Origin of the sequence: Pseudochrobactrum albidum (assembly GCF_051851455.1) — a bacterium.
Lineage (GTDB): Bacteria > Pseudomonadota > Alphaproteobacteria > Rhizobiales > Rhizobiaceae > Pseudochrobactrum.
In genome coordinates this window covers 1-19,070 of the sequence record NZ_JBPVTR010000018.1, presented here as the reverse complement: position 1 = coordinate 19,070, position 19,070 = coordinate 1, and the positions used below count along the sequence as shown (strand labels likewise).

20 protein-coding genes are annotated in these 19,070 nt (G+C 49.9%); 8 read left to right on the top strand and 12 right to left on the bottom strand.

Going from position 1 to position 19,070, the window contains the following annotated elements; genetic code table 11:
* Window positions 1-9 precede the first annotated feature (9 nt).
* The 4 genes from modB to ACSTTO_RS03015 all read left to right on the top strand — a co-directional run bounded on the left by modB (window position 10) and on the right by ACSTTO_RS03015 (window position 2,829).
* Window positions 10-684 (top strand): molybdate ABC transporter permease subunit, encoded by a 675-nt coding sequence (gene modB, locus ACSTTO_RS03030; RefSeq protein ID WP_439271663.1) that lies wholly within the window; start codon window positions 10-12, stop codon window positions 682-684.
* Window positions 681-1,820 (top strand): molybdenum ABC transporter ATP-binding protein, encoded by a 1,140-nt coding sequence (gene modC, locus ACSTTO_RS03025; protein ID WP_439271662.1) that lies wholly within the window; start codon window positions 681-683, stop codon window positions 1,818-1,820. The genes modB and modC overlap by 4 nt, the downstream gene beginning before the upstream one ends.
* Before the next feature lie 38 nt (window positions 1,821-1,858).
* Window positions 1,859-2,530: a GNAT family N-acetyltransferase gene (locus tag ACSTTO_RS03020; protein ID WP_439271661.1), complete on the top strand. Its 672-nt coding sequence runs from the start codon at window positions 1,859-1,861 to the stop codon at window positions 2,528-2,530.
* Between the two features lie 77 nt (window positions 2,531-2,607).
* A complete protein-coding gene (locus ACSTTO_RS03015; protein ID WP_439271660.1) occupies window positions 2,608-2,829 on the top strand; it encodes a hypothetical protein in 222 nt (73 codons plus the stop codon).
* Window position 2,830: 1 nt separating this feature from the next.
* Here ACSTTO_RS03015 and ACSTTO_RS03010 read toward each other — a convergent pair whose 3' ends face one another.
* The 3 genes from ACSTTO_RS03010 to ACSTTO_RS03000 all read right to left on the bottom strand — a co-directional run bounded on the left by ACSTTO_RS03010 (window position 2,831) and on the right by ACSTTO_RS03000 (window position 5,727).
* The gene (locus ACSTTO_RS03010; RefSeq protein WP_439271768.1) at window positions 2,831-3,907 is read right to left on the bottom strand and encodes a nickel/cobalt transporter; all 1,077 of its coding nucleotides are present in this window, start codon (window positions 3,905-3,907) and stop codon (window positions 2,831-2,833) included.
* A gap of 117 nt (window positions 3,908-4,024) precedes the next feature.
* The gene (locus tag ACSTTO_RS03005; protein ID WP_439271767.1) at window positions 4,025-4,651 is read right to left on the bottom strand and encodes a DUF1007 family protein; all 627 of its coding nucleotides are present in this window, start codon (window positions 4,649-4,651) and stop codon (window positions 4,025-4,027) included.
* Window positions 4,652-4,806: 155 nt separating this feature from the next.
* On the bottom strand, window positions 4,807-5,727 hold the full coding sequence (locus ACSTTO_RS03000) for a LysR family transcriptional regulator (protein WP_439271659.1): 921 nt from the start codon (window positions 5,725-5,727) through the stop codon (window positions 4,807-4,809).
* Window positions 5,728-6,419: 692 nt separating this feature from the next.
* Between ACSTTO_RS03000 and odc2 the strand changes: the two genes are divergently transcribed.
* Together odc2 and gnd are read left to right on the top strand one after the other, a co-directional pair.
* Window positions 6,420-7,550, top strand: a complete 1,131-nt coding sequence (gene odc2, locus ACSTTO_RS02995; protein ID WP_439271658.1) for an ornithine/lysine decarboxylase — start codon at window positions 6,420-6,422, stop codon at window positions 7,548-7,550.
* 227 nt (window positions 7,551-7,777) lie between these two features.
* Complete coding sequence (gene gnd, locus ACSTTO_RS02990) at window positions 7,778-9,208, top strand: NADP-dependent phosphogluconate dehydrogenase (protein ID WP_439271657.1); 1,431 nt, start codon at window positions 7,778-7,780, stop codon at window positions 9,206-9,208.
* A gap of 90 nt (window positions 9,209-9,298) precedes the next feature.
* Here gnd and ACSTTO_RS02985 read toward each other — a convergent pair whose 3' ends face one another.
* The 4 genes from ACSTTO_RS02985 to ACSTTO_RS02970 all read right to left on the bottom strand — a co-directional run bounded on the left by ACSTTO_RS02985 (window position 9,299) and on the right by ACSTTO_RS02970 (window position 13,370).
* Window positions 9,299-10,360, bottom strand: a complete 1,062-nt coding sequence (locus tag ACSTTO_RS02985) for an ABC transporter ATP-binding protein (protein ID WP_439271656.1) — start codon at window positions 10,358-10,360, stop codon at window positions 9,299-9,301.
* Window positions 10,361-10,363: 3 nt separating this feature from the next.
* Window positions 10,364-11,182 carry an ABC transporter permease gene (locus tag ACSTTO_RS02980; protein WP_439271655.1) on the bottom strand — a complete coding sequence of 273 codons (819 nt, stop codon included), beginning with the start codon at window positions 11,180-11,182 and terminating at the stop codon, window positions 10,364-10,366.
* Window positions 11,179-12,081 (bottom strand): ABC transporter permease, encoded by a 903-nt coding sequence (locus ACSTTO_RS02975; protein ID WP_439271654.1) that lies wholly within the window; start codon window positions 12,079-12,081, stop codon window positions 11,179-11,181. The genes ACSTTO_RS02980 and ACSTTO_RS02975 overlap by 4 nt, the downstream gene beginning before the upstream one ends.
* Window positions 12,082-12,266: 185 nt before the next feature.
* Complete coding sequence (locus ACSTTO_RS02970; protein WP_439271653.1) at window positions 12,267-13,370, bottom strand: ABC transporter substrate-binding protein; 1,104 nt, start codon at window positions 13,368-13,370, stop codon at window positions 12,267-12,269.
* Window positions 13,371-14,088: 718 nt separating this feature from the next.
* Between ACSTTO_RS02970 and ACSTTO_RS02965 the strand changes: the two genes are divergently transcribed.
* Window positions 14,089-14,910: a helix-turn-helix transcriptional regulator gene (locus ACSTTO_RS02965; protein WP_439271652.1), complete on the top strand. Its 822-nt coding sequence runs from the start codon at window positions 14,089-14,091 to the stop codon at window positions 14,908-14,910.
* Window positions 14,911-14,965: 55 nt separating this feature from the next.
* On the opposite strand, the gene ACSTTO_RS02960 is transcribed toward ACSTTO_RS02965, so the two are convergent.
* Genes ACSTTO_RS02960 through ACSTTO_RS02950 form a run of 3 tightly spaced genes read right to left on the bottom strand, consistent with a single transcriptional unit; the run spans window position 14,966 to window position 17,071 of the window.
* Entirely contained in the window at window positions 14,966-15,409 is a 444-nt protein-coding gene (locus ACSTTO_RS02960; RefSeq protein WP_439271766.1) for a Fur family transcriptional regulator, read from the bottom strand.
* Window positions 15,410-15,411: 2 nt separating this feature from the next.
* Window positions 15,412-16,281, bottom strand: coding sequence for a metal ABC transporter permease (locus ACSTTO_RS02955; RefSeq protein ID WP_439271651.1), 870 nt, complete (start codon window positions 16,279-16,281; stop codon window positions 15,412-15,414).
* Window positions 16,229-17,071: an ATP-binding cassette domain-containing protein gene (locus ACSTTO_RS02950; RefSeq protein WP_439271650.1), complete on the bottom strand. Its 843-nt coding sequence runs from the start codon at window positions 17,069-17,071 to the stop codon at window positions 16,229-16,231. Before ACSTTO_RS02950 ends, ACSTTO_RS02955 begins: the two co-directional genes overlap by 53 nt.
* A 250-nt stretch (window positions 17,072-17,321) precedes the next feature.
* Here ACSTTO_RS02950 and ACSTTO_RS02945 point away from each other — a divergent pair, with 250 nt between their 5' ends.
* Window positions 17,322-18,356 (top strand): zinc ABC transporter substrate-binding protein, encoded by a 1,035-nt coding sequence (locus ACSTTO_RS02945; protein WP_439271649.1) that lies wholly within the window; start codon window positions 17,322-17,324, stop codon window positions 18,354-18,356.
* 6 nt (window positions 18,357-18,362) lie between these two features.
* Here the strand turns inward: ACSTTO_RS02945 and ACSTTO_RS02940 are convergent, their stop codons facing one another.
* Together ACSTTO_RS02940 and ACSTTO_RS02935 are read right to left on the bottom strand one after the other, a co-directional pair.
* Window positions 18,363-18,776 carry an RrF2 family transcriptional regulator gene (locus ACSTTO_RS02940; protein ID WP_439271648.1) on the bottom strand — a complete coding sequence of 138 codons (414 nt, stop codon included), beginning with the start codon at window positions 18,774-18,776 and terminating at the stop codon, window positions 18,363-18,365.
* 78 nt (window positions 18,777-18,854) lie between these two features.
* A partial coding sequence (locus ACSTTO_RS02935) for a hypothetical protein (RefSeq protein WP_439271647.1) occupies window positions 18,855-19,070 on the bottom strand: 216 nt, incomplete at its 5' end.

The window sequence follows — 19,070 nt, the reverse complement described above, 5'->3', positions numbered from 1 at the left end:
TGGATTGTTATGCCGGAAGCGGAAATAATTATCTTATCATTGAAGGTAGCAGGTTGTGCCATTCTTGGGGCGCTGCCTGTTGCCTTTTGTTTTGCGTGGCTGCTTGCACGGTTTGAATTTCCCGGAAAAAGCCTGTTGCAGGCGGTGCTGACAATGCCATTGGTGCTGCCGCCCGTGGTGACGGGCTATTTTTTGCTGGTGCTTTTTGGCGCGCGCGGCGCAATAGGCAGCCTGTTGCTGGAGTGGTTTGGTTTCAGCTTTGCCTTTCGCTGGACGGGGGCGGCACTGGCTGCCGGTGTGATGGCGCTGCCATTGCTGATCCGTCCGATCAGGCTGGCAATTGAGAATATTGACAAGGGGCTGGAAGAGGCCGCGCGTACACTTGGCGCAGGCAGAATTAAGGCTTTTATGACCGTGACGCTGCCTTTGCTGGCACCGGGCATCATTGCAGGCAGTGTTTTGGGATTTGCCAAGGCGCTGGGGGAATTTGGCGCAACAATCACCTTTGTTTCCAATATTCCGGGAGAAACCCAGACCTTGTCACTGGCAATTTATGCCTTGTTGCAAAGCCCAAGTGGTGATGCGCAGGCGCTGAAGCTGATTTTGATCGCTGTTATACTTTCGGTGCTGGCTGTGATCCTGTCTGAATGGTTGCAACGCCGTTTAAGCGGGGCAAAACAATGACATCACCAAATATATTTGCACCAAACACATCCGGCGCGCTGGAACTGAAAGTGAAAGGCGGTAATGGCGGTTTTCGTGTGCAGGCCGCATTCCGTGCGCAGGCCGGGGTAACCGCTTTGTTTGGCCCGTCCGGCTCCGGAAAAACCACCCTGCTGCGGATGATCGCGGGAACCCTGCGCCCCGATGAAGGGCGCATTGCCATTGGCGATATGGTGCTGTTTGACAGCCGTGCCCATATTAATCTCAAACCGGAGCAGCGCCATATCGGCTATGTCTATCAGGATGCCAGATTGTTTCCGCATTTGAGTGTGCTGCGCAATCTTACCTATGCGCAATGGGCAGGCAAACGCCGCCCGCAGCACCGGTTGGAGGAAATCACGGCATTGCTTGGTATTGAAGCCTTGCTGCAACGCAAGCCGCACCAGCTTTCCGGCGGCGAAAAACAGCGCGTTGCCATTGGGCGCGCTTTGCTTTCTGCGCCTAAATTATTGTTGCTGGATGAGCCTTTATCCTCGCTGGATCAGGCAAGGCGGCAGGAAATTCTGCCTTATCTGGAGCGATTGCGTGATGAGAGCGGTTTGCCGATTGTTTTTGTCAGTCATGAGGTGGATGAGGTGGCGCGGCTGGCGGATACGCTGGTGTTGCTGGAGCATGGGCAAATGCGTGAGAGTGGTTCAGTGTTTGATATTTTCAGCCAGATTGACGGCAAGGGTGAGGCCGCCAGTGTTTTATTGCAGGGCGAGGTGGTACGCACGGATGATGCCTATGCAATGGCAGAAATTGCTATTGGCGATTATCGTTTTCAGTTGACGGATCATGCCTTGCGAACAGGTATGAAAGTGCGGCTGCGTATTCGCTCAAAGGATATTTCCATCTCACGCAGCGCGCCGGTGAATATCAGTATCCGCAATGTTTTTCCGGTGGTGATCCGGTCGCTCAAGGTCAATGACGGGCCTTTTGCAGAACTTTCCCTGCAATTGGGGGATGTACAGCTTTTATCGCAGATTTCCCGCAAATCTGTGCAGGATTTGCAATTGCAGGAAGGCGAACAGGTTTTTGCATTGATTAAGGCAGTGTCGATAGATCGCAGTGCCGCCCGCCTTCAGCAAAGCGAAATTAGTTTGCAAATATCGTAAAATATGTTCATCTCCGCTTGTCAAACAGGAGCGGGAACATGCAGGACTTGTCAGGATGGACGGCGCGGCCACTGCCAGAGCGCATGGTGCTGGAGGGGCGTTTTGTGCGGCTTGAGCCGGCGGATGCGGCACGCCATGCTGAAGGGCTTTATGAAGCATCTGCGGTGCCGGATATTGCAAGCCGTTTTACCTGGTTGTTTGATACGCCGCCTGCAAGCGTTGATGAGATGCGGCGCTGGCTGGAAAAGGCGGCTGCAAACCCGTCCGCCCTGTTTTTTGTGATTATTGACAAGGCGACGAGTAAAATCGGCGGGCGGCAGGCATTGATGCGGATTGATGCTGAAAATGGCAGCATTGAGATCGGCAGCGTTTATTGGGCGCCATTAATCGCCCGTAAGGCTGCGGCAACTGAGGCGCAGTTTCTGTTTATGCGCTATGTTTTTGATACGCTTGGTTACCGCCGCTATGAGTGGAAATGTGATAATGATAACCTGCCCTCAAAACGGGCGGCAGAGCGTTTTGGCTTTAAATTTGAGGGTATTTTTCGCCAGCATCTGATTGTAAAGGGTAAAAACCGTGATACGGCATGGTATTCGGTGATTGACAGTGAATGGCCGGTTTTAAAACAGGCTTATGAACACTGGCTGGCGCCCGATAATTTTGACAGGCAAGGTCGGCAGATTCGTAAATTGGAAAGTTTTTACAGGTGATAAAGTAAAGCCGCCTGCATAGCCATAATACCGGTTGTTACACGCTTGTTGTGTATGATCTTGCACGGGAGGGATGCATGACAATGCCACAGCCAAATAAAAATGAAACACGCAATGCGGCAATTGCTGCAGCACTGATCATGCTGGTTTTTGGTGTTTTGTTTTATTTTATGCCGGTGATCATGCTGGCTGTCGGGCCTTATAGCCATGTGCTGGCGGCCTTGATTGCGATTATTTTTATTTTGGCGTTTTTTATTGTTTTCTGGCTGCGGGCGCGCAGCCAGAAAAAGCGGCACTAAATTATTTCAGTGCTGCAAGCAGTAGCAAAACACCGGTTAGAATGATGAATAAAGCCGCGCCTATCTCAATAATATTTTGCAGGCGCGATGACATGAGCGGGTTTTTTACCAGCCGCAAGGCGGTGTTTTTAGCTGTAACGGCAAGGGTGGCCAGCAAGGCCACAGTAATGAATGTGCCAAGCGCCATGGCAAAGGCAGATAAGATGCCGCCAAGCAAAAGGCCGTTGAGCATGGAAAATGTCAATACGATAATTGCGCCGGAGCACGGGCGGATGCCAACCGCAATAATGGCTGCCCAGGCGGTTTTCCAGTTAAAATCACCGCTTAAAGCGGCGGGATCCGCCACATGGCTGTGCCCGCAGGTTGTGCAATTGGCGCCGGTTCCGGAAAATTCATGGTCAAATGCTGCCGCCTTCTTGTCGGCTGGCTGATATTTGAGACGCATGGATGTGTTAAGGGCGGAGGGCCTTTGCGTGGCGGATGCGGAGAGCGAGCCTTGCCAGACAGGTTCGGCTCCGGCCGGAGTGGTTGTGAGTATGGCCGGTTGTGAGGCAGGTCGTATTTTGCGGATAATGATATAAACCCCGCATAAGATAACCAGCACATAGCTTGCCAGTTCCATATAGCGCCCCGTCATCCCCATGGATATACCGGTGCCGCGCAGCACAAACCATGCCAGCCCCACCAGAATAATGGCAGAGACGGCTTGTAAAAGGGAAGAAATGAAAGACAATAATATGCCGCGGCGCAAGGCCGTTTGATTGGCAATCATATAGGAGGAAATGACGGCTTTGCCATGGCCTGGGCCTGCGGCATGCAGGATACCATAGAGAAAGGACAGGCTGATCAGCAACCATGCCGCCCATGGGTCGTCTCGCATGGCTTTAAGTGCCGTGGTCATCATCAGATAAAAGCGTTTTTGTTCGGCATTCAGCCACAGGATCAGACGGGCAAAAGGGCCGCTTGGCTGCAGGGTAACCTCATTGGCGCCAATACCAAGCGAGGATTGCGCCCATGCATGTGGCATATAAATTATGCAAAGGGCGGCAAGAATAAGCATTATTGTGGCAGGACGCATAACGGTACGGGAGATGCCGGTGTGCCTGTCTGTCTGGTTCATGCTTGAATGCCTCATACGATATAACGTAACATATTTATGCCAGCCATTGCGGTTAACAGGCTGCCGGCCAATATGTTATTTGCAGGTAATTTCTATACGTGTGGCAAAAAACTTGGACACGTCATTTGTCATTGCCGCAGCCTCATCAAAAAAGGCCTGTGTAAGGCTTTGCTGATTCATGGCTATGGCTTCATCCGGATCAGGGCGTATTACGGCTGATGTGCAACCGGCCGGCATGCCTTTAACCACCAGATCCTCATCCTTGAGATAATCAATAGCACTATAAAAGGTTGGATCATAAACGCCAAAACTGACCTTGTGGCCGGGTTGCAGTTTCAGCGGTTTTGCCGGTTTGCTTTCAAACAGAACGATGAGCTGATTATCCGGTAAATCGGCAATAAGATGTTCCGGCTTTGCCATGGTAACATCTTTGCCGTCCTGTGTTACGGTTTGAAAATATTTATATTCGGCAATGGATGTATTGATGGTGTTGCTCAGTTCATCCAGCTCTTCATTGTCGAGTTTTAATGTGCCCTTTTTGTCAAATTCCATTAACACGGTGGAAGAGAAAAGGTCATCAAAACGCCAGACATGCGCCAGCTTCTCAACCGAACCGTCAGGCTGAATGGTGATTTCAAGCCGTGCCTCGGCAAAAACATGCGGGTGTGCGGCCGCCGGCACTGTGGCAAAACCGGCCATCATGCAGGCCAGGCCGGATAAAAACAGATAATTTCGGTGCAGGCTTGGGGTCATGGGCTGGAAATCATCTTCTCAAGGGGTGCTGCGGCTAAGGTCTCATGGTTGAAACTGCTTCAGCACTTGGGCAAAACTGCGACAATCATTATATTAAACGTGTTTTACAGCTCTTGCTGTATGTCTTGCGTGCAGGGGTTATCTTTAAACCATTTTGCCATATAGTCTACAAATAGCCGAATTCTGGCCGGCAAATAGGTGCGGTGCGGATAAACGGCATAAATACCGCCATCATCGGGCATAAAATCCTGCAGAACAGGGATGAGCGTGCCTCTGGAAATTTCACTGTCCGCGACAAAGCGGGGCAGCATGCTGAAACCAAGTCCCCTGACGCTTGCCGCCATTGTGGTGAGCGGGCTGTTAACCTCAAGCGGCCCGCGGACGGAGACGGTGAGGTGGGAACCGTCCTGATTGCGGAACTGCCAATTATTGCGCGAACGGCTGTTGGTATCAATAATACAGGGCAAATCCTGTAATTGTTCAGGCCTTTGGGGCTTGCCGAGGCGGGCGATCAGATCAGGAGATGCGCAGACAACGGCATAAAAATTTGTCAGCCTTCTGGCAATCAGTGATGAATCCTGCAGGCGGGTGATACGAATGGCAAGGTCATAGCCTTCTTCCACCAAATCGACAAAGCGGTCATCAAGGTGGATATCCAGCGATATTTCAGGATAGTCAGCACAAAAATCAATCAGGGACATGCCAAGCGATGTATCGGCAAAACTGCGCGGTGCCGTGAGCCTGATCTTGCCGCGCATATCGCCGGTGCTTTCAGAGATTGAATCCTGCAGATCATCCAGATCACGAAGAATTTCCGTAACGCGGTGATAATAGGTGTGGCCGCTTTCTGTGAGTGAAAACTGCCGCGTGGTGCGATTGAGCAGGCGCACGCCCAGATCATCTTCCAGCTCACGCACATATTTGGATAACAGGGCTTTGGAACGGCCGATTTTGCGTGCCGCCGCAGAAAAACCTCCGGCCTCCACAACATCGATAAAAGCACGCATCCGCGTGAGAGTGTCCATGTTACAAAGCCCCCTTAAAAACCGGTGATCTGAGCAGGTTATGCATATCTTTATAGCGCAGAATAATTGTTTTTTATAAAGAAACGGCCAATACGCCCAAAAAAATCGCTTTGATGCAAATTTGTCATTGTATAGACACATAAATCATCTTATATCGCGCTTGCCCAAAGTCGCACGTGCCTGTGGGTGTCCGCCGGTCTTCTGAATGGAGAATGAACCGGTACGGTAACCTGGACCTAACCGCTCCAGTTGATCTGATGGCCAACCACAGATCAAGGACACCTTGAAGCAACGACGGTGCGGGCCTTTCTGGTGTCTTCCGGCTCTCCACAGGTCGGGAACTCAAAGAGGCACACCTTCATTGCCCCAAGTGCGGAACCGGGATTCCCCCCCCATTCCAAGCCAAGGCAGACAAAGCGGAAAAACGCTCAGAAAAGGCGTTTATCCACCTGCAAATGTATTGTCCCGTGTTTCGGCAGCTCCAAAGGCCGGTGCGCGTGCGGATGATTCATCCTTGCAAACACAATACTTTGTCGCTCCGGAATATGGCTGCCTTGCTGTGGCTTTTGTTTCCGGTCCTTTTAAAAAAATCATGCCGGCCTTTGCGTGAGGATATGCAAAGTGTCTGGCATCGCATCACAACCGGTATGAGATGCGGCTTTTTACTGCCAAAAGCAGTTCAGGAGATCAGGATGGCTACACAGCGCATTATTGACTTTCTTGCCACCCGTCGCCCGGAAGGCCCTTGCCTTGTTGTCGACCTCGACGTTGTGCGTGAAAATTATGAACATTTCGAAAAGGCGCTGCCTGCTTCGCGTATTTTTTATGCGGTCAAGGCAAATCCTGCGCCGCAGATCCTGTCATTGCTCGCCTCTATGGGCTCGAATTTTGACACGGCATCGGTTGCAGAAATTGAAATGGCACTGAATGCCGGTGCTACTCCTGATCGTATTTCTTATGGCAATACCATCAAGAAAGAACGCGATATTGCCCGCGCTTATGATTATGGCATTCGTCTTTATGCTGTTGATTGTATTGAAGAAGTGGAAAAAGTGGCTCGTGCGGCTCCAGGCTCCCGCGTGTTTTGCCGTATTCTTGCCGATGGCGAGGGCGCTGAATGGCCGTTGTCGCGCAAATTTGGCTGTGTGCCGGAAATGGCGGTGGATGTGCTGCGTGCGGCGCATAAATCAGGACTGGATGCCTATGGCGTTTCTTTTCATGTCGGTTCCCAGCAAACAGATCTGACCGCGTGGGATCGTGCATTGGCAGATACCAAAGGGGTTTTTGACCAGTTGGCAAGGGAGGGAATTATCCTGAAAATGGTGAATATGGGCGGTGGCTTTCCGACCCGTTACCTCAAGGATATTCCGAGTGCGCAAGCCTATGGTGAAGCGATTTTTGATGCGCTCAGCCGCCATTTTGGCAACCGCTTGCCGGAAACAATTATTGAACCGGGGCGCGGCATGGTTGGCAATGCCGGTGTGATTAAAACCGAAGTGGTTCTGGTTTCCCGCAAGGCTGATAATGATAATCGCTGGGTTTATCTGGATATCGGCAAATTTGGCGGCCTTGCTGAAACCATGGATGAGGCCATTCGCTATCAGATTGTGACACCGCGTGACGGCGATGCCATGGAGCCTTGTGTGCTGGCCGGACCAACCTGCGACAGTGCCGATGTATTGTATGAAAAAACGCCTTATCCGCTGCCGGTATCGCTGACAATCGGTGATGAATTGCTGATAGAAGGCACAGGCGCCTATACAACAACCTATTCGGCTGTTGCGTTTAATGGTTTTGAACCGCTGCGTTCCTATGTGATATGAATTGTGAACGCCTTTATTTTTAAAAATACAACAACCGGCAGAATATTATTCTGCCGGTTGTTTTTTGTATGGATTTCAGTTCACGCTATCGTGTTGCTGCCATATTATCCATTATCTTGTCGGAGTTGACGGCTGTATAAAACTGCGACCATATGGATTATCAGGCAGGCTTGGTGAATGCGCAGGTCTGTGCTGGCAATATTTTTAAAAAATACAGGGAAAACAGGATGCAACTGGCAGATATCGGAATGATCGGGCTTGGCGTTATGGGTTCCAATCTGGCGCTCAATATTGCTGAAAAAGGGTATCGCATTGCCGTTTATGACCGCGAGCCACCGGTTCTGGAAAAGTTTTATGCTTCAAGCGGTGCCTTGCAGGAGCGTATTATTCCCTGCGAAACTATGGAGCAATTAAGCCGGAATATTATTCGCCCGCGTCCGGTTATCATGTTGATCAAGGCCGGTGCGCCGGTGGATGCGGAAATGCAGAAACTTAAGGCGTTTCTGGATAAGGGCGATATTATTATTGATTCCGGTAATTCTGATTATCGCGATACGGTTCGCCGGTTGAATGCCCTTGGTGAGAATGATCCGACTTTTGTCGGTATGGGGATTTCTGGTGGTGCGGAAGGGGCGCGCAATGGTCCTTCAATGATGGTTGGCGGTACAGTTGAGGCCTACAGGCGGATTAAGCCCATTCTTGATGCTATAGCCGCGCGCTATAAGGGCGAGCCATGCAGCGCCTTGATGGGGCCGGATGGTGCCGGGCATTTTGTGAAAACTATTCATAACGGTATTGAATATGCCGACATGCAGATGATTGCCGAAGTTTACGGCATTTTGCGCGATGCCTGCGGTTTGCCCGCCGCAGAGATCGCATCGGTTTTTGAGAAATGGAATCAAGGGCCTCTCAACTCTTATCTGATTGAAATTACCGCAAAGGTGTTGCAGGCAATTGATCCTGAAACGGGCAGGCCGGTGCCGGATATTATTCTGGATGCTGCCGGACAAAAGGGAACGGGGCGCTGGGCAGCGATTGAAAGCCAGATTCTCGGTGTGCCGGCAACGGGTATTGAGGCGGCTGTTGCGGCGCGTTCAATCTCATCTGCCATTGAAGAGCGCCGGCAATTGGCGGCAATTTATGGCGAACCGGTGCGGGCGGGATATGTTAAGGCTGATCAGGCTTTTATTGAGGCGCTGGAGCAGGGGCTGCTGGCTGCAAAAATTGCCGCTTATGCGCAGGGCTTTGCCGTGATGGCGGCGGCCTCCAAAGAACATCAATGGAATTTGCCATTGGCAACAATTGCCCGTATCTGGCGTGCGGGCTGCATTATTCGGTCGCAATTTCTGGATGAGATTGGTGAGGCTTTTGCCAGTCATACAGCGCAGGAACAGGCTGTTGAGAATTTGCTGCTTGCGCCTGCTTTTACCGCGCAAATGGCACGAGCTTCACAAAGTCTGCGCCATATTGTAGCGGAAGCCGTGGCCGCCGGCGTGCCGGTTCCGGCATTAAGTTCTGCCATTGCCTATTTTGACGCCCTGCGGCAAAAGCGCGGATCGGCTAATCTGATTCAGGCGCAGCGTGATTTTTTTGGCGCACACGGGTTCAGGCGCATTGATAAAACCGGCGATTTTCACGGCCCCTGGGGGGGCCTGTGATTTGGTAAATGATTGCAACCGCTGTGGCAATAAGGCTCCGGATTTTCCCAATCCGGAGCCTTTTTCTTGATAAATAACAAAGGCAAAGATTTATTTGCCAAGAACCAGCAGATCGGATGGTGAAAAATAAACAGTGATTTTGTCACCATGCTGCGGCGGACGAATGGCAGGATTATTAAAACTGTCGAAAGACAGCTGATCGCCGCCAAGCTTTACACGGGTGCGGATAACCGAACCCAGAAAATGCACATCCTGAACAATAACTTCAATATTTCTGCTGCGGGCGGGAGATGCTTCAAGGCTGATAGCCTCCGGCCGCAAGGCCAGCGTAATATTATCTGATTTGCGGTATGCAGCCAGTGATTCAGCCAGTGTGACTGTGTTGCCGCCAAGATCCACAATATTATTGTGCGGATCAAGCACTTTGGCCTCAAGCATATTCAGCGTGCCGACAAAAGAGGCGACAAAGCGCGAGGCCGGACGGTTGTAAATATCAAAAGGTGTGCCGATTTGATCGGCTTTGCCTTCATGCATCACTACGATACGATCAGAGATCGACAATGCTTCTTCCTGATCGTGGGTCACAAAAACAGTCGTGATTCCCAATTGACGCTGGATCAGGCGAATTTCCTCACGCAGAGAAATGCGGATTTTGGCATCCAGTGCCGAAAGCGGTTCATCCAGCAACAGCACCTGCGGTTTGGTGGCCAGCGCGCGTGCAAGCGCAACGCGCTGTTGCTGTCCGCCCGACATCTGATAGGGAAAGCGGTCGGCCAGATGATCCAGCCGGATCAGCCCCAGCATTTCCTTCACGGTGGTGGTTATCTCGGCTTTTGGAGTGCCTGATACCCGCAGACCGAAGGCGACATTTTGCGCAACAGTCATATTCGGGAACAATGCATAGGCCTGAAACACCATGCCAATATTGCGCCTGTTGGGTTTAAGATCGACTACATCCTGTCCGTTAATCTTGATGATACCCTGATCAGGTGTTTCAAAGCCGGCGATCATGCGCAAGACAGTGGTCTTGCCGCAGCCGGACGGCCCCAGAAATGAGATGAATTCGCCTTTTTCAACCGCCAGATTGAAATCATGCACAACCGTATTGGCGCCAAAGCTTTTTTTGAGGTTTTTGATATCAAGAAACGCCATAACTTAATTGCCTGCTGTCTTGAACTTAGAGAAACGGGTGACAAGCTGGAGCATGATCATGCTTGCCCAAGTGATGCCGAAGGCAATAATCGCCAGAGCTGAGGGCTCATAAGCGCGATTGGCGCCGACAAGCTGCAAATAAGGCCCGAAAGCCGGCCGGTTGAGCAGGGAGGCAAGGGTAAATTCGCCGATTACAATGGCAAATGTAATGAATGCTCCGCTCATGACACCGGAAAGAACATTGGGAAAAATCACTCTGAACAGGATTGTCGGCCAGCCGGCACCAAGGCTTTCGGCAGCCTCTGTCAAGGTGCGTACATCAATGGTGCGCATGGCTGTATCAATCGAGCGATACATATAGGGCAGTGCCAGCGTTACATAGCCAAACATCAGCAAAAGATCGGTTGCCCTGGTTGAGGAAGTGAAGGGCAGCCATGAGGATGAATTATAGATGCGCAGATAGCCAAAAACGATAACAATGGCCGGAATAACCAATGGCATCAAGGTGATAAACTCAATTACCGGCCGCAGATAGGGCAGGCGCAGCCGCACCCAATAAGCGGTTGGCACCACCAGAAGCACACCAAACACAATGGTCATCAGCGCCAGAATAATCGAATAGCCGAAAGTGGCCTGAAAATTAGGATCAGTCAGCACCACACGATAGGCATCAAAGGAATATTCTCCGCGGCGCATGCGCAGTGAAAATTCAAATGTTCCGATCAAAGGCACAATAAAATAAATGGCGCCGATTAAAAAGGCGATCCATGCACCGATGGTCTTGGGTATGAAGGTTTTGGGCAGGAAATGTTTCAGCTTCATTTCTGCCACCTTTCCGCACGCATGCGCAGCCAGATATAGAGCAGATTGGAAATGCCGGTGATCAGAATCATGCCAAGTGCCAGCGCATAGCCAAGATTTTGATTATGCAGCACATCGCCGCGGATTTGTGCATAAAGCAGAATAGGTACAATATTAAGCGAGGAGCCGGTTAATGCATAGGCTGTCGCTACAGCGCCAAATGCATTGGCAAATAATAACAGGCTGGTGCCAAGCAGGCTGGGCCAGAGAATCGGAAAAGCCACCATGCGCCAATACTGGAATGTTGTTGCACCGAGAATGGAGGAAGCCTCACGCCACTCTTTCTTTAAACCATCCAGTGCAGGGGTGAGGATCAATACCATCAGCGGAATCTGGAAAAAAAGATAGGTTAATGTGAGCCCGAAAAAGCTTAAAAGATTAAAGCCTGTGGCATAAAGATTAAAACCAAACCATTCACGCAGCAAAATAGTGACAAAACCGGTGCGCCCAAGTGTTGCCAGAAAAGCGAAAGCCAGCGGAATACCCGCAAAATTGGAGGCAACGCCGGAAAAGGTCAGCACTGTGGGGCGCAGAAAGCGCGGCAATTTGCCAAGAACGATTGCCCAGGCCATGAAAGAGCCGATAACCGCGCCGCCAAGCGCAGAGGCAAAACTGATTTTGATTGAAACCCAATAGGCACTCAAAATGCCCGGCTCAAACAGGCCGATAATATTTTGCAGGGTAAAATTGCCCTGATTATCCTGAAAGGCGCCGACCACAAGATACATGGTTGGCCAGAGCAGAAACAGAATGGCAAAAATAAAAAATGGCGCGACACCCAGCCACTCAAGTGGCAGACCACGCTTTTTGCGCGATGAGGGCGGTGTGCCGGAGATAATATGATCATTGGACAGGGTCATATGATGATTGCTTTTGATTCCGTGGCAATGGGTAATTCCGTGGCCGGGATAGGATCTGCGTTAATATTCCGGGCAGAGCGGTAAAAACACAGCCCTTCATATCAGCGCAGATCCGCGTTGTGTGCATGATGAAACTGTTCCGGAATATTATATTGTTCCGGAACAGGGCGGTTCATATGCGCAGCTTACTGGACATTCGCGCCGACAACGCTATCCCAGTTTTTGGTGATAACGGCTTGCGATTTATCAAGATCTTCCAATGACGGGAAAACAGCCTTTTGATAGGCATCTGCCGGTGGCAGCTTATCGAGCAGATCCTGCGGAATCAATCCGTCTTTGGACATCTGGTTAAAGCGGATTGGATGGCAATAACCTTTGAGATAACCAATCTGGCCCTCATCGGAATAGAGATGTTCCATCCAGAGTTTTGCGGCGTTCGGGTGCGGTGCATAGGCGCTGATTCCCTGCACATAAACGCCTGCTACCACACCGGATTTTGGAATGATAACTTCCACTTCCGGATTGCCGTTCAGCGTATCGCGGTCGGCAAGGGCGTTGTAATCCCAGCGGATAACGATTGGTGTTGACCCCTGTGCCAGCGAGGCGGCCTTGCCGATAACCGGAACAAAATTGCCGGCCTTGTTAAGATCGCGGAAGAATTCCAGCCCCTTTTGTGCCGCATCTTCACCAGCCTTGCCATTAAGCGCCAGACCGGCAGCATAAACGCTCAGGATTGCCTGTGTGGAAGCGCGCGGATCACCTGAATGTGCCACGGCATTGGCATATTCCGGCTTCAACAGGTCGGCCCAGTCACGCGGGGCATCCTGAATAATATCCTTGTTCACCTCAAAGGCGAGCACGCCATAATAGTCACCATACCAGTACCCTTCAGCGTCCTTGGCGTCATCGGGAATGGAATCCCATGTTGAGACCTTATATGGCTGCAGCAAACCTTCCGCCTTTGCTGTGGTGCCGAAAGTGAAGCCCACATCAATCACATCGGGCGCCTGCGGGCCCTTGTTATCCTTATTGGCCTTGATTGCTTCAATCTCATCGCCTGAGCCGGCATCAGGGTTCAGCTCATTGACCTGAATGCCATATTTATCCTTGAAGCTCTTGATAATCTCGCCATAGCCGCACCAGTCATGGGGCAGGGCGATTGTGGTCAGCTGGCCTTCTGCCTTGGCGGCAGCAATCAGCTCTTCTGACGGAGCAGCCACAGACAGGCTGGTTCCGGTAAATGCGATAACTGTTGTCAGAGACAGCAGCCGTGTTGTTTTTGATAGCATTGTCATTCTCCCCATAAATCTAAGCGGATCCGGTTAAAGTGCACTGAGTGCATCCGCCTGTTTCCCGATATGCGTGCCTTGTAAAATTTACATGACAATAATCTTTTTTGTTAATTCGCCGGAAAGTGAACCATGTTTTGAGGCGCTGATCAATTGCATGTTGTAATTTTAATTTTTGCAACTGCGCGAAGAGCTTAATATATTGAATATGTTTATTATTTTTAAATAACAAACAAATGCTGTTTAGCGGTTTAGAATATTAGGAATCCTTTTTAAAACATGGTTTTCATGTCGCAAATATCATATTTGTTGGGAGGTATTTATTGGTAATTGTGCATTTTTATAAAAACATTTTAATGAAGGTTCTGTGCATTTATGAAATGAGGATTGATTGTTTTAAAAGCAAAAATTATAGTTAAGTTTTTGATTTTAAAGTATTTTTATGGAGGTCGCTTGAAAAGGAGGCGATTTTATTATGCTTTGCCTGTAGGATTTTTTCTTTTTGATGATGCCGGTTCCTGTATTGGAAATTTATCTTGTTTGCGACAAAGGAAGGAGTTGAGAGCTGTCGCTGTATTTAAGACGCAATATTGATCTAAAAACATGCTTTGAACGCTGTAATCTTTCGAATCACTTTCATATTTGCGCGTTTTGTCGTTTGAATTTGCTTTTTTGTTTTCTATTGCCGCTGTTGCGGTGTTTCAGACGGAATTTATAAATGGAGCTTGAACTTATCCACTTTCCGGACTTTCAGAACAGTTTTTTTGGTAAGGAATACTGTTCGACAATTCTTGAAACCTGTTGTGCTGTGCGTGAGCGTCTTTCATGCAAGCATATTACACATATTTCGCCCAAACTTACGGAGGGAGATGTTGGGAGCGAAACTTTGAAAACTGTTGTTTCAACAGCGCCGGCTGACTGGGTTGTTCATTATGCAGCTAAAAACTATTTCGATATCGACCCGTTATTTCATCAGTCATGGTCTGATGCGCAGGATGACCGGAAAATAAGCATTACTGAAATATATGAAGAAGAACAGTCTGTGCCTGCATTGCAGAGCTTTGTAAATGACATACGTGCACATAAATTTGCTGATCTTTTTGCGCTGGTAACGCAGAATTTGAACAGCCATGGCGTGGCCTATAGTATTTTTGGTTTTGATAGCCCGCGTAATCATAATCATAATAAGCCAATGCATGCTGATGATCTTATCCGGCTGCTGGAAAAAGATTTGCAATGGGCTGCAATGCAGTTGCAGAATGCAGTTGTGGCGGAAACAAACACCCATGCCGGCCATAAAAAGGACGTGCAGGCACTGGTGGCTTTAACTCCGCGTGAGGTTGATTGCCTGAAATGGGCGGCGCGGGGAAAAACTGATGGTGAAATTGCCGAAATTCTGAATATTGCCCGCTGGACAGTTGTGACTTATCTGCAAAATGCCAAAATTAAACTGGGCTGTGCCAATCGCACATCGGCAGTTGCGGTGGCTATGTCGCTTGGTATTATACCTCTGCCCGATACATCACATTTACAGGGCTGAAATAAATACCCGCGCTGCAGGCGCGGGTATTCAGATGATAATGATTATTGCCCGTTCACGGGGTGTGGGCGGCGCATGAGGCGCAGAGGCCGCGGATTTCCAGTGAGGTTTTCACCGGATGAAAGTGGTTTTTCTCAGTCCAGTGCCGCACATAATTTTCGATATCCGGCTCAGAAAATTCTGCAGCCTGGCCGCATTGTTCGCAAATAGCAAAGGCGGCGATACCATGCGCATGGCCATGCTGGTGGTGATGGGGATGTGCACAGGCAATAAACGCATTCAGGCTTTCAAGCCGGTGAATGAGACCATATTCCAGTAATTTATCCAAAGCGCGATAGACTTGCAGCGGCGCGCGAAAGCCTTCATCACGCAACTGGTCGAGAATTGTATAGGCGCTTAGCGGAGACTCAGCCTTTTCCAATATTTGCAGAACAAGATTTTGATTGCGCGTCAATTTAGGCGTTTTGGCTGTGCCGGCAGAATGGGGCTGGCTGGTCATCATCATGTCTCCTTATCGGCTGCGGCAGGCACAAGGCTTTTCAATCTGTGCCATGGCAGCAGGCTTATAGCAAAAAAGCAGACAGCTGCCACAACAATGGAAGGGCCGGACGGCGTATCATAATTCAAGGAGCCAAACAGGCCGGCAATAACGGCGCCGATGCCGGCAAGGGAGGCTAATATCGCCATTTGCTCCGGAGAGGCCGCAAAGCGCCGTGCAGTAGCTGCGGGAATGATCAACAGGGCTGTGATCAGCAAAATTCCGACAATTTTCATGGCAATGGCAATGAGCACGGCCAGAAGGATCATGAATAATGTGCGGTAGAGCTCAGGCTGCAGGTTTTCAGCGCGGGCAATATCCTCGCTGATTGTTGCCGCCAGTAACGGCCGCCATAATCTCATCAGCAGGATGAGTATCAGGGCGCCGCCAATATAAATAGCAGCAAGATCAGAAACCGAAACGGCCAGAATATCGCCAAATAATAATGACATAAGATCAAAGCGCACCCATGTCATAAAGGCAACCAGAACCAGACCAAATGCCAATGTGGCGTGGGAAAGAATGCCAAGCAGCGAATCTGCTGATAATGTGTTGCGCCGCTGCAAGATAACCAGCAACATGGCAATGGTAAAAGCGATGGCAAATACGGAAACCATGATGTTGAGGTTAAACAGCATGGCAAGCCCCACACCAAGCAGTGCGGAGTGCGCCATTGTATCACCAAAATAAGCCATACGCCGCCATACGATAAAACAGCCAACCGGGCCAGTAATCATGGCAAGGCCGGTGCCCGCGATAAGGGCGCGCAGAAAAAAATCATCAAGCATGGCTGTGTCCGCTGCTGTCATTGCCATTATGTGTTTCATCGCCATGATGATGCCCGTCATCATGGTGGCAGTGGGTGGTTATACTGCCGTCTGCATGTTGCACGCGTCCGTCGGCAAGATGGGTGTGGTCGTGGTGATGTGTGTAGAGTGCGATTGATGGCGCAATAGCCATGCCGCGATTTGTGTGCAGCCCGAAAAGCCTGGCATATTCCGGGCTTGCCGCCACATCCACCGGCGTTCCGCTGCAACAAATATGGCCGTTGAGGCAGATTACGCGGTCTGTTGCGGCCATAACAATATGCAAATCATGCGAAATCATCAGCACCCCGCAGCCTGTTTCATCGCGGAAGCGTGTAATTTTCTCATATAATTCGGCTTCCCCGGAAAAATCCACACCTTGCAAAGGCTCGTCCAGCACCAGAAGATCCGGCTTGCAGGCAAAAGCACGGGCAAGCAAAACGCGTTGAAATTCTCCGCCGGAAAGATGGGCAACCTGTGCGCGGTGTAAATGCGGAATTCCGACTGTCTCCAGAGCCTGCATTATGGATTGTTGCGGCAGCGGGCGTGTCATGCGCATGATGCGCTCAACCGTAAGCGGCAGACTGGCGTCAATAGTAATTTTTTGCGGAACATAGCCAATAGTCAGCGCCTTTTTGCGCTGCACAGCTCCCTCATCAGGCATATGAATGCCAAGCGCCAGTTTTGCAGTGGTGCTTTTGCCGGAACCATTAGGGCCGATCAGGGTGACAATTTCGCCTTTATGCAGATTGAGGCTGATATTGCGTACAAGCCAGCGGCCATTGCGTTCAATGCCGGCATTCTCAAGACGCAGCAAAATATCAGCTTCCGGCGTCTGCCCTATATGCGGCTGAGCATATGTATTTTGCCCGGAAAACCCTGATCGGGCGGGGGATGAATGATGCATGACTGGCTTTCAAAACTCATGAAAAAAGCGGATGCGCTCTTGTCACCTGTTATCTCATACGTTATAGCATTACGCAATAACGTAACTTTATAACATATTGTTGCGATGTGGTGAAATTGCAAGCTGAGCACAGCTCAAGCCGGATTATTTGCGAGGTTTCATGTCTTTTTTACGTGTTTTAATGGCATCTGCACTTTTGTCGCTCTCTTCACAGGCGGTTATGGCTGCTGAGAAGGGGGATGTGGTTGTTTCAATCAAACCGGTTCATTCGCTGGTTTCAGCTGTAATGCAGGGTGTGGGTGAGCCGGAACTGATTGTTAAAGGGGCTGCATCAGCGCATGGTTACAGCCTCAAACCTTCCGATGCTGCAGCTCTGGAAAAAGCCAAGGTGATTTTCTGGGTGGGGCCCGAACTGGAGACTTATCTGATTAAGCCATTGGAGAGCCTTGGCAAAAATGCAGAGGTCGTGCGTCTTGAAGATGTGAAAGGGCTTGAATTATTGCCGGCGCGTGAAGGCGGTAATTTTGAGGCACATGATCACGGCCATGCGGGGCATGACCATGAGGGACATGACCATGATGGTCACGAGAAACACGATGAGCATGATGATCACAGTCATGACAAACACGATGATCATGGCGGGGCGCATAGTCATGATCACGGGGAGGCACATGATCATCATCATGATGATATGCATATCTGGCTTGATCCGCAAAATGCAAAGCTGATGCTGGAGCCGATTGCAGATGCCTTGAGTAAGGCTGATCCGGAGCATGCCAAGCAATATCATGAAAATGCGGTCTCTTATGCGGCAAAGCTTGATAAGTTACAGAAAGAAGTGGCTGCAGAGCTTAAGCCGCTGCACAATAAGCCTTATATTGTGTTCCACGATGCCTATCAGTATTTCGATCGACGCTTTAATCTTGCGCCTGCCGGCTCTATAACGGTCGATCCGGAAAAAACACCAGGTGCGGCCCGGATTCGCGAAATTCAGGATAAAGTTAAATCTCTTGGTGCAACCTGCGTGTTTTCCGAGCCGCAATTTGAACCGCGGCTGGTGAAAACTGTTCTGGAGGGAACAAGTGCCAAAACCGGTGTGCTGGATCCGCTGGGCTCAGATCTTCAGGATGGTCCGGAGCTTTATCCTCAGCTCATTCGCAATCTGGCTTCTTCCTTGAAAGACTGCTTGCAATAATTCCGTTTAGAAATCGGAATAATTATCTGCCAGCGTACGTTTATCCAGTACGCTGGCAATTGCTTCACGCACTTCCAGCATCATATGTCTGACTTTGCAGTCCTCTTCGATGCAATCTATACAAGGTTTGTAACCTGTTTTGCTGGCGCAGGGTAAGGGAGCCAGGGGGCCGTCAAGGCTGCGAATGATGTTACCGAGAGATATCTGATCGGCAGGTTTGGCAAGGCAAAAGCCGCCACCTTTGCCTTTGCGGCTATATACAAAGCCGGCTGCACGCAAATCCGTCAGGATATTATCCAGAAATTTACGCGGAATATTGCGGGCTTTGGCAATTTCACCGACAGAAATCAAACTGTCCTGTTTTGCCTCCGCCAGATATACCATTGCCTTAAGTCCATATTTGCCTTTTTTGGTCAGCATATTAGCGGCATCCCCTCCGTCATATTTTATTCTTACCTTTATGTGTAGCGCAGACCCTTGCCTGTTTCAAATGGCTGGCTATGCAGAATTTGAAAGCCCTGTCTTTCTTAATTGCGGAATCTGCTTTGATTTGGTTTTTAAAAACCGTTTAAATTCCCTTAAATAACGGTTTTTTCCCTGTGGAAAGAAAGTTTGTGTTTTGTGTTGTTTTTTTATTTTTGAGTGTTGACAGTTTTGTTTATGGGGGTCTATATAGCGCCACAACGAGGGCGGCCTTGCTGCTAGCGGCAGGGA

What these genes read in the sequence shown, in the direction of transcription:
- ACSTTO_RS02985 (WP_439271656.1), bottom strand. Translation starts at nt 10,360, where the DNA reads ATGGCGTTTCTTGATATCAAAAACCTCAAAAAAAGCTTTGGCGCCAAT.
- ACSTTO_RS02945 (WP_439271649.1), top strand. Translation starts at nt 17,322, where the DNA reads ATGTCTTTTTTACGTGTTTTAATGGCATCTGCACTTTTGTCGCTCTCT.
- ACSTTO_RS02955 (WP_439271651.1), bottom strand. Translation starts at nt 16,281, where the DNA reads ATGGCGATGAAACACATAATGGCAATGACAGCAGCGGACACAGCCATG.
- ACSTTO_RS02965 (WP_439271652.1), top strand. Translation starts at nt 14,089, where the DNA reads ATGGAGCTTGAACTTATCCACTTTCCGGACTTTCAGAACAGTTTTTTT.
- ACSTTO_RS02980 (WP_439271655.1), bottom strand. Translation starts at nt 11,182, where the DNA reads ATGAAGCTGAAACATTTCCTGCCCAAAACCTTCATACCCAAGACCATC.
- ACSTTO_RS03020 (WP_439271661.1), top strand. Translation starts at nt 1,859, where the DNA reads ATGCAGGACTTGTCAGGATGGACGGCGCGGCCACTGCCAGAGCGCATG.
- ACSTTO_RS03015 (WP_439271660.1), top strand. Translation starts at nt 2,608, where the DNA reads ATGACAATGCCACAGCCAAATAAAAATGAAACACGCAATGCGGCAATT.
- ACSTTO_RS02960 (WP_439271766.1), bottom strand. Translation starts at nt 15,409, where the DNA reads ATGACCAGCCAGCCCCATTCTGCCGGCACAGCCAAAACGCCTAAATTG.
- ACSTTO_RS02975 (WP_439271654.1), bottom strand. Translation starts at nt 12,081, where the DNA reads ATGACCCTGTCCAATGATCATATTATCTCCGGCACACCGCCCTCATCG.
- gnd (WP_439271657.1), top strand. Translation starts at nt 7,778, where the DNA reads ATGCAACTGGCAGATATCGGAATGATCGGGCTTGGCGTTATGGGTTCC.
- ACSTTO_RS03010 (WP_439271768.1), bottom strand. Translation starts at nt 3,907, where the DNA reads ATGCGTCCTGCCACAATAATGCTTATTCTTGCCGCCCTTTGCATAATT.
- ACSTTO_RS03000 (WP_439271659.1), bottom strand. Translation starts at nt 5,727, where the DNA reads ATGGACACTCTCACGCGGATGCGTGCTTTTATCGATGTTGTGGAGGCC.
- ACSTTO_RS02940 (WP_439271648.1), bottom strand. Translation starts at nt 18,776, where the DNA reads ATGCTGACCAAAAAAGGCAAATATGGACTTAAGGCAATGGTATATCTG.
- ACSTTO_RS02970 (WP_439271653.1), bottom strand. Translation starts at nt 13,370, where the DNA reads ATGCTATCAAAAACAACACGGCTGCTGTCTCTGACAACAGTTATCGCA.
- ACSTTO_RS03005 (WP_439271767.1), bottom strand. Translation starts at nt 4,651, where the DNA reads ATGATGGCCGGTTTTGCCACAGTGCCGGCGGCCGCACACCCGCATGTT.
- modC (WP_439271662.1), top strand. Translation starts at nt 681, where the DNA reads ATGACATCACCAAATATATTTGCACCAAACACATCCGGCGCGCTGGAA.
- odc2 (WP_439271658.1), top strand. Translation starts at nt 6,420, where the DNA reads ATGGCTACACAGCGCATTATTGACTTTCTTGCCACCCGTCGCCCGGAA.
- modB (WP_439271663.1), top strand. Translation starts at nt 10, where the DNA reads ATGCCGGAAGCGGAAATAATTATCTTATCATTGAAGGTAGCAGGTTGT.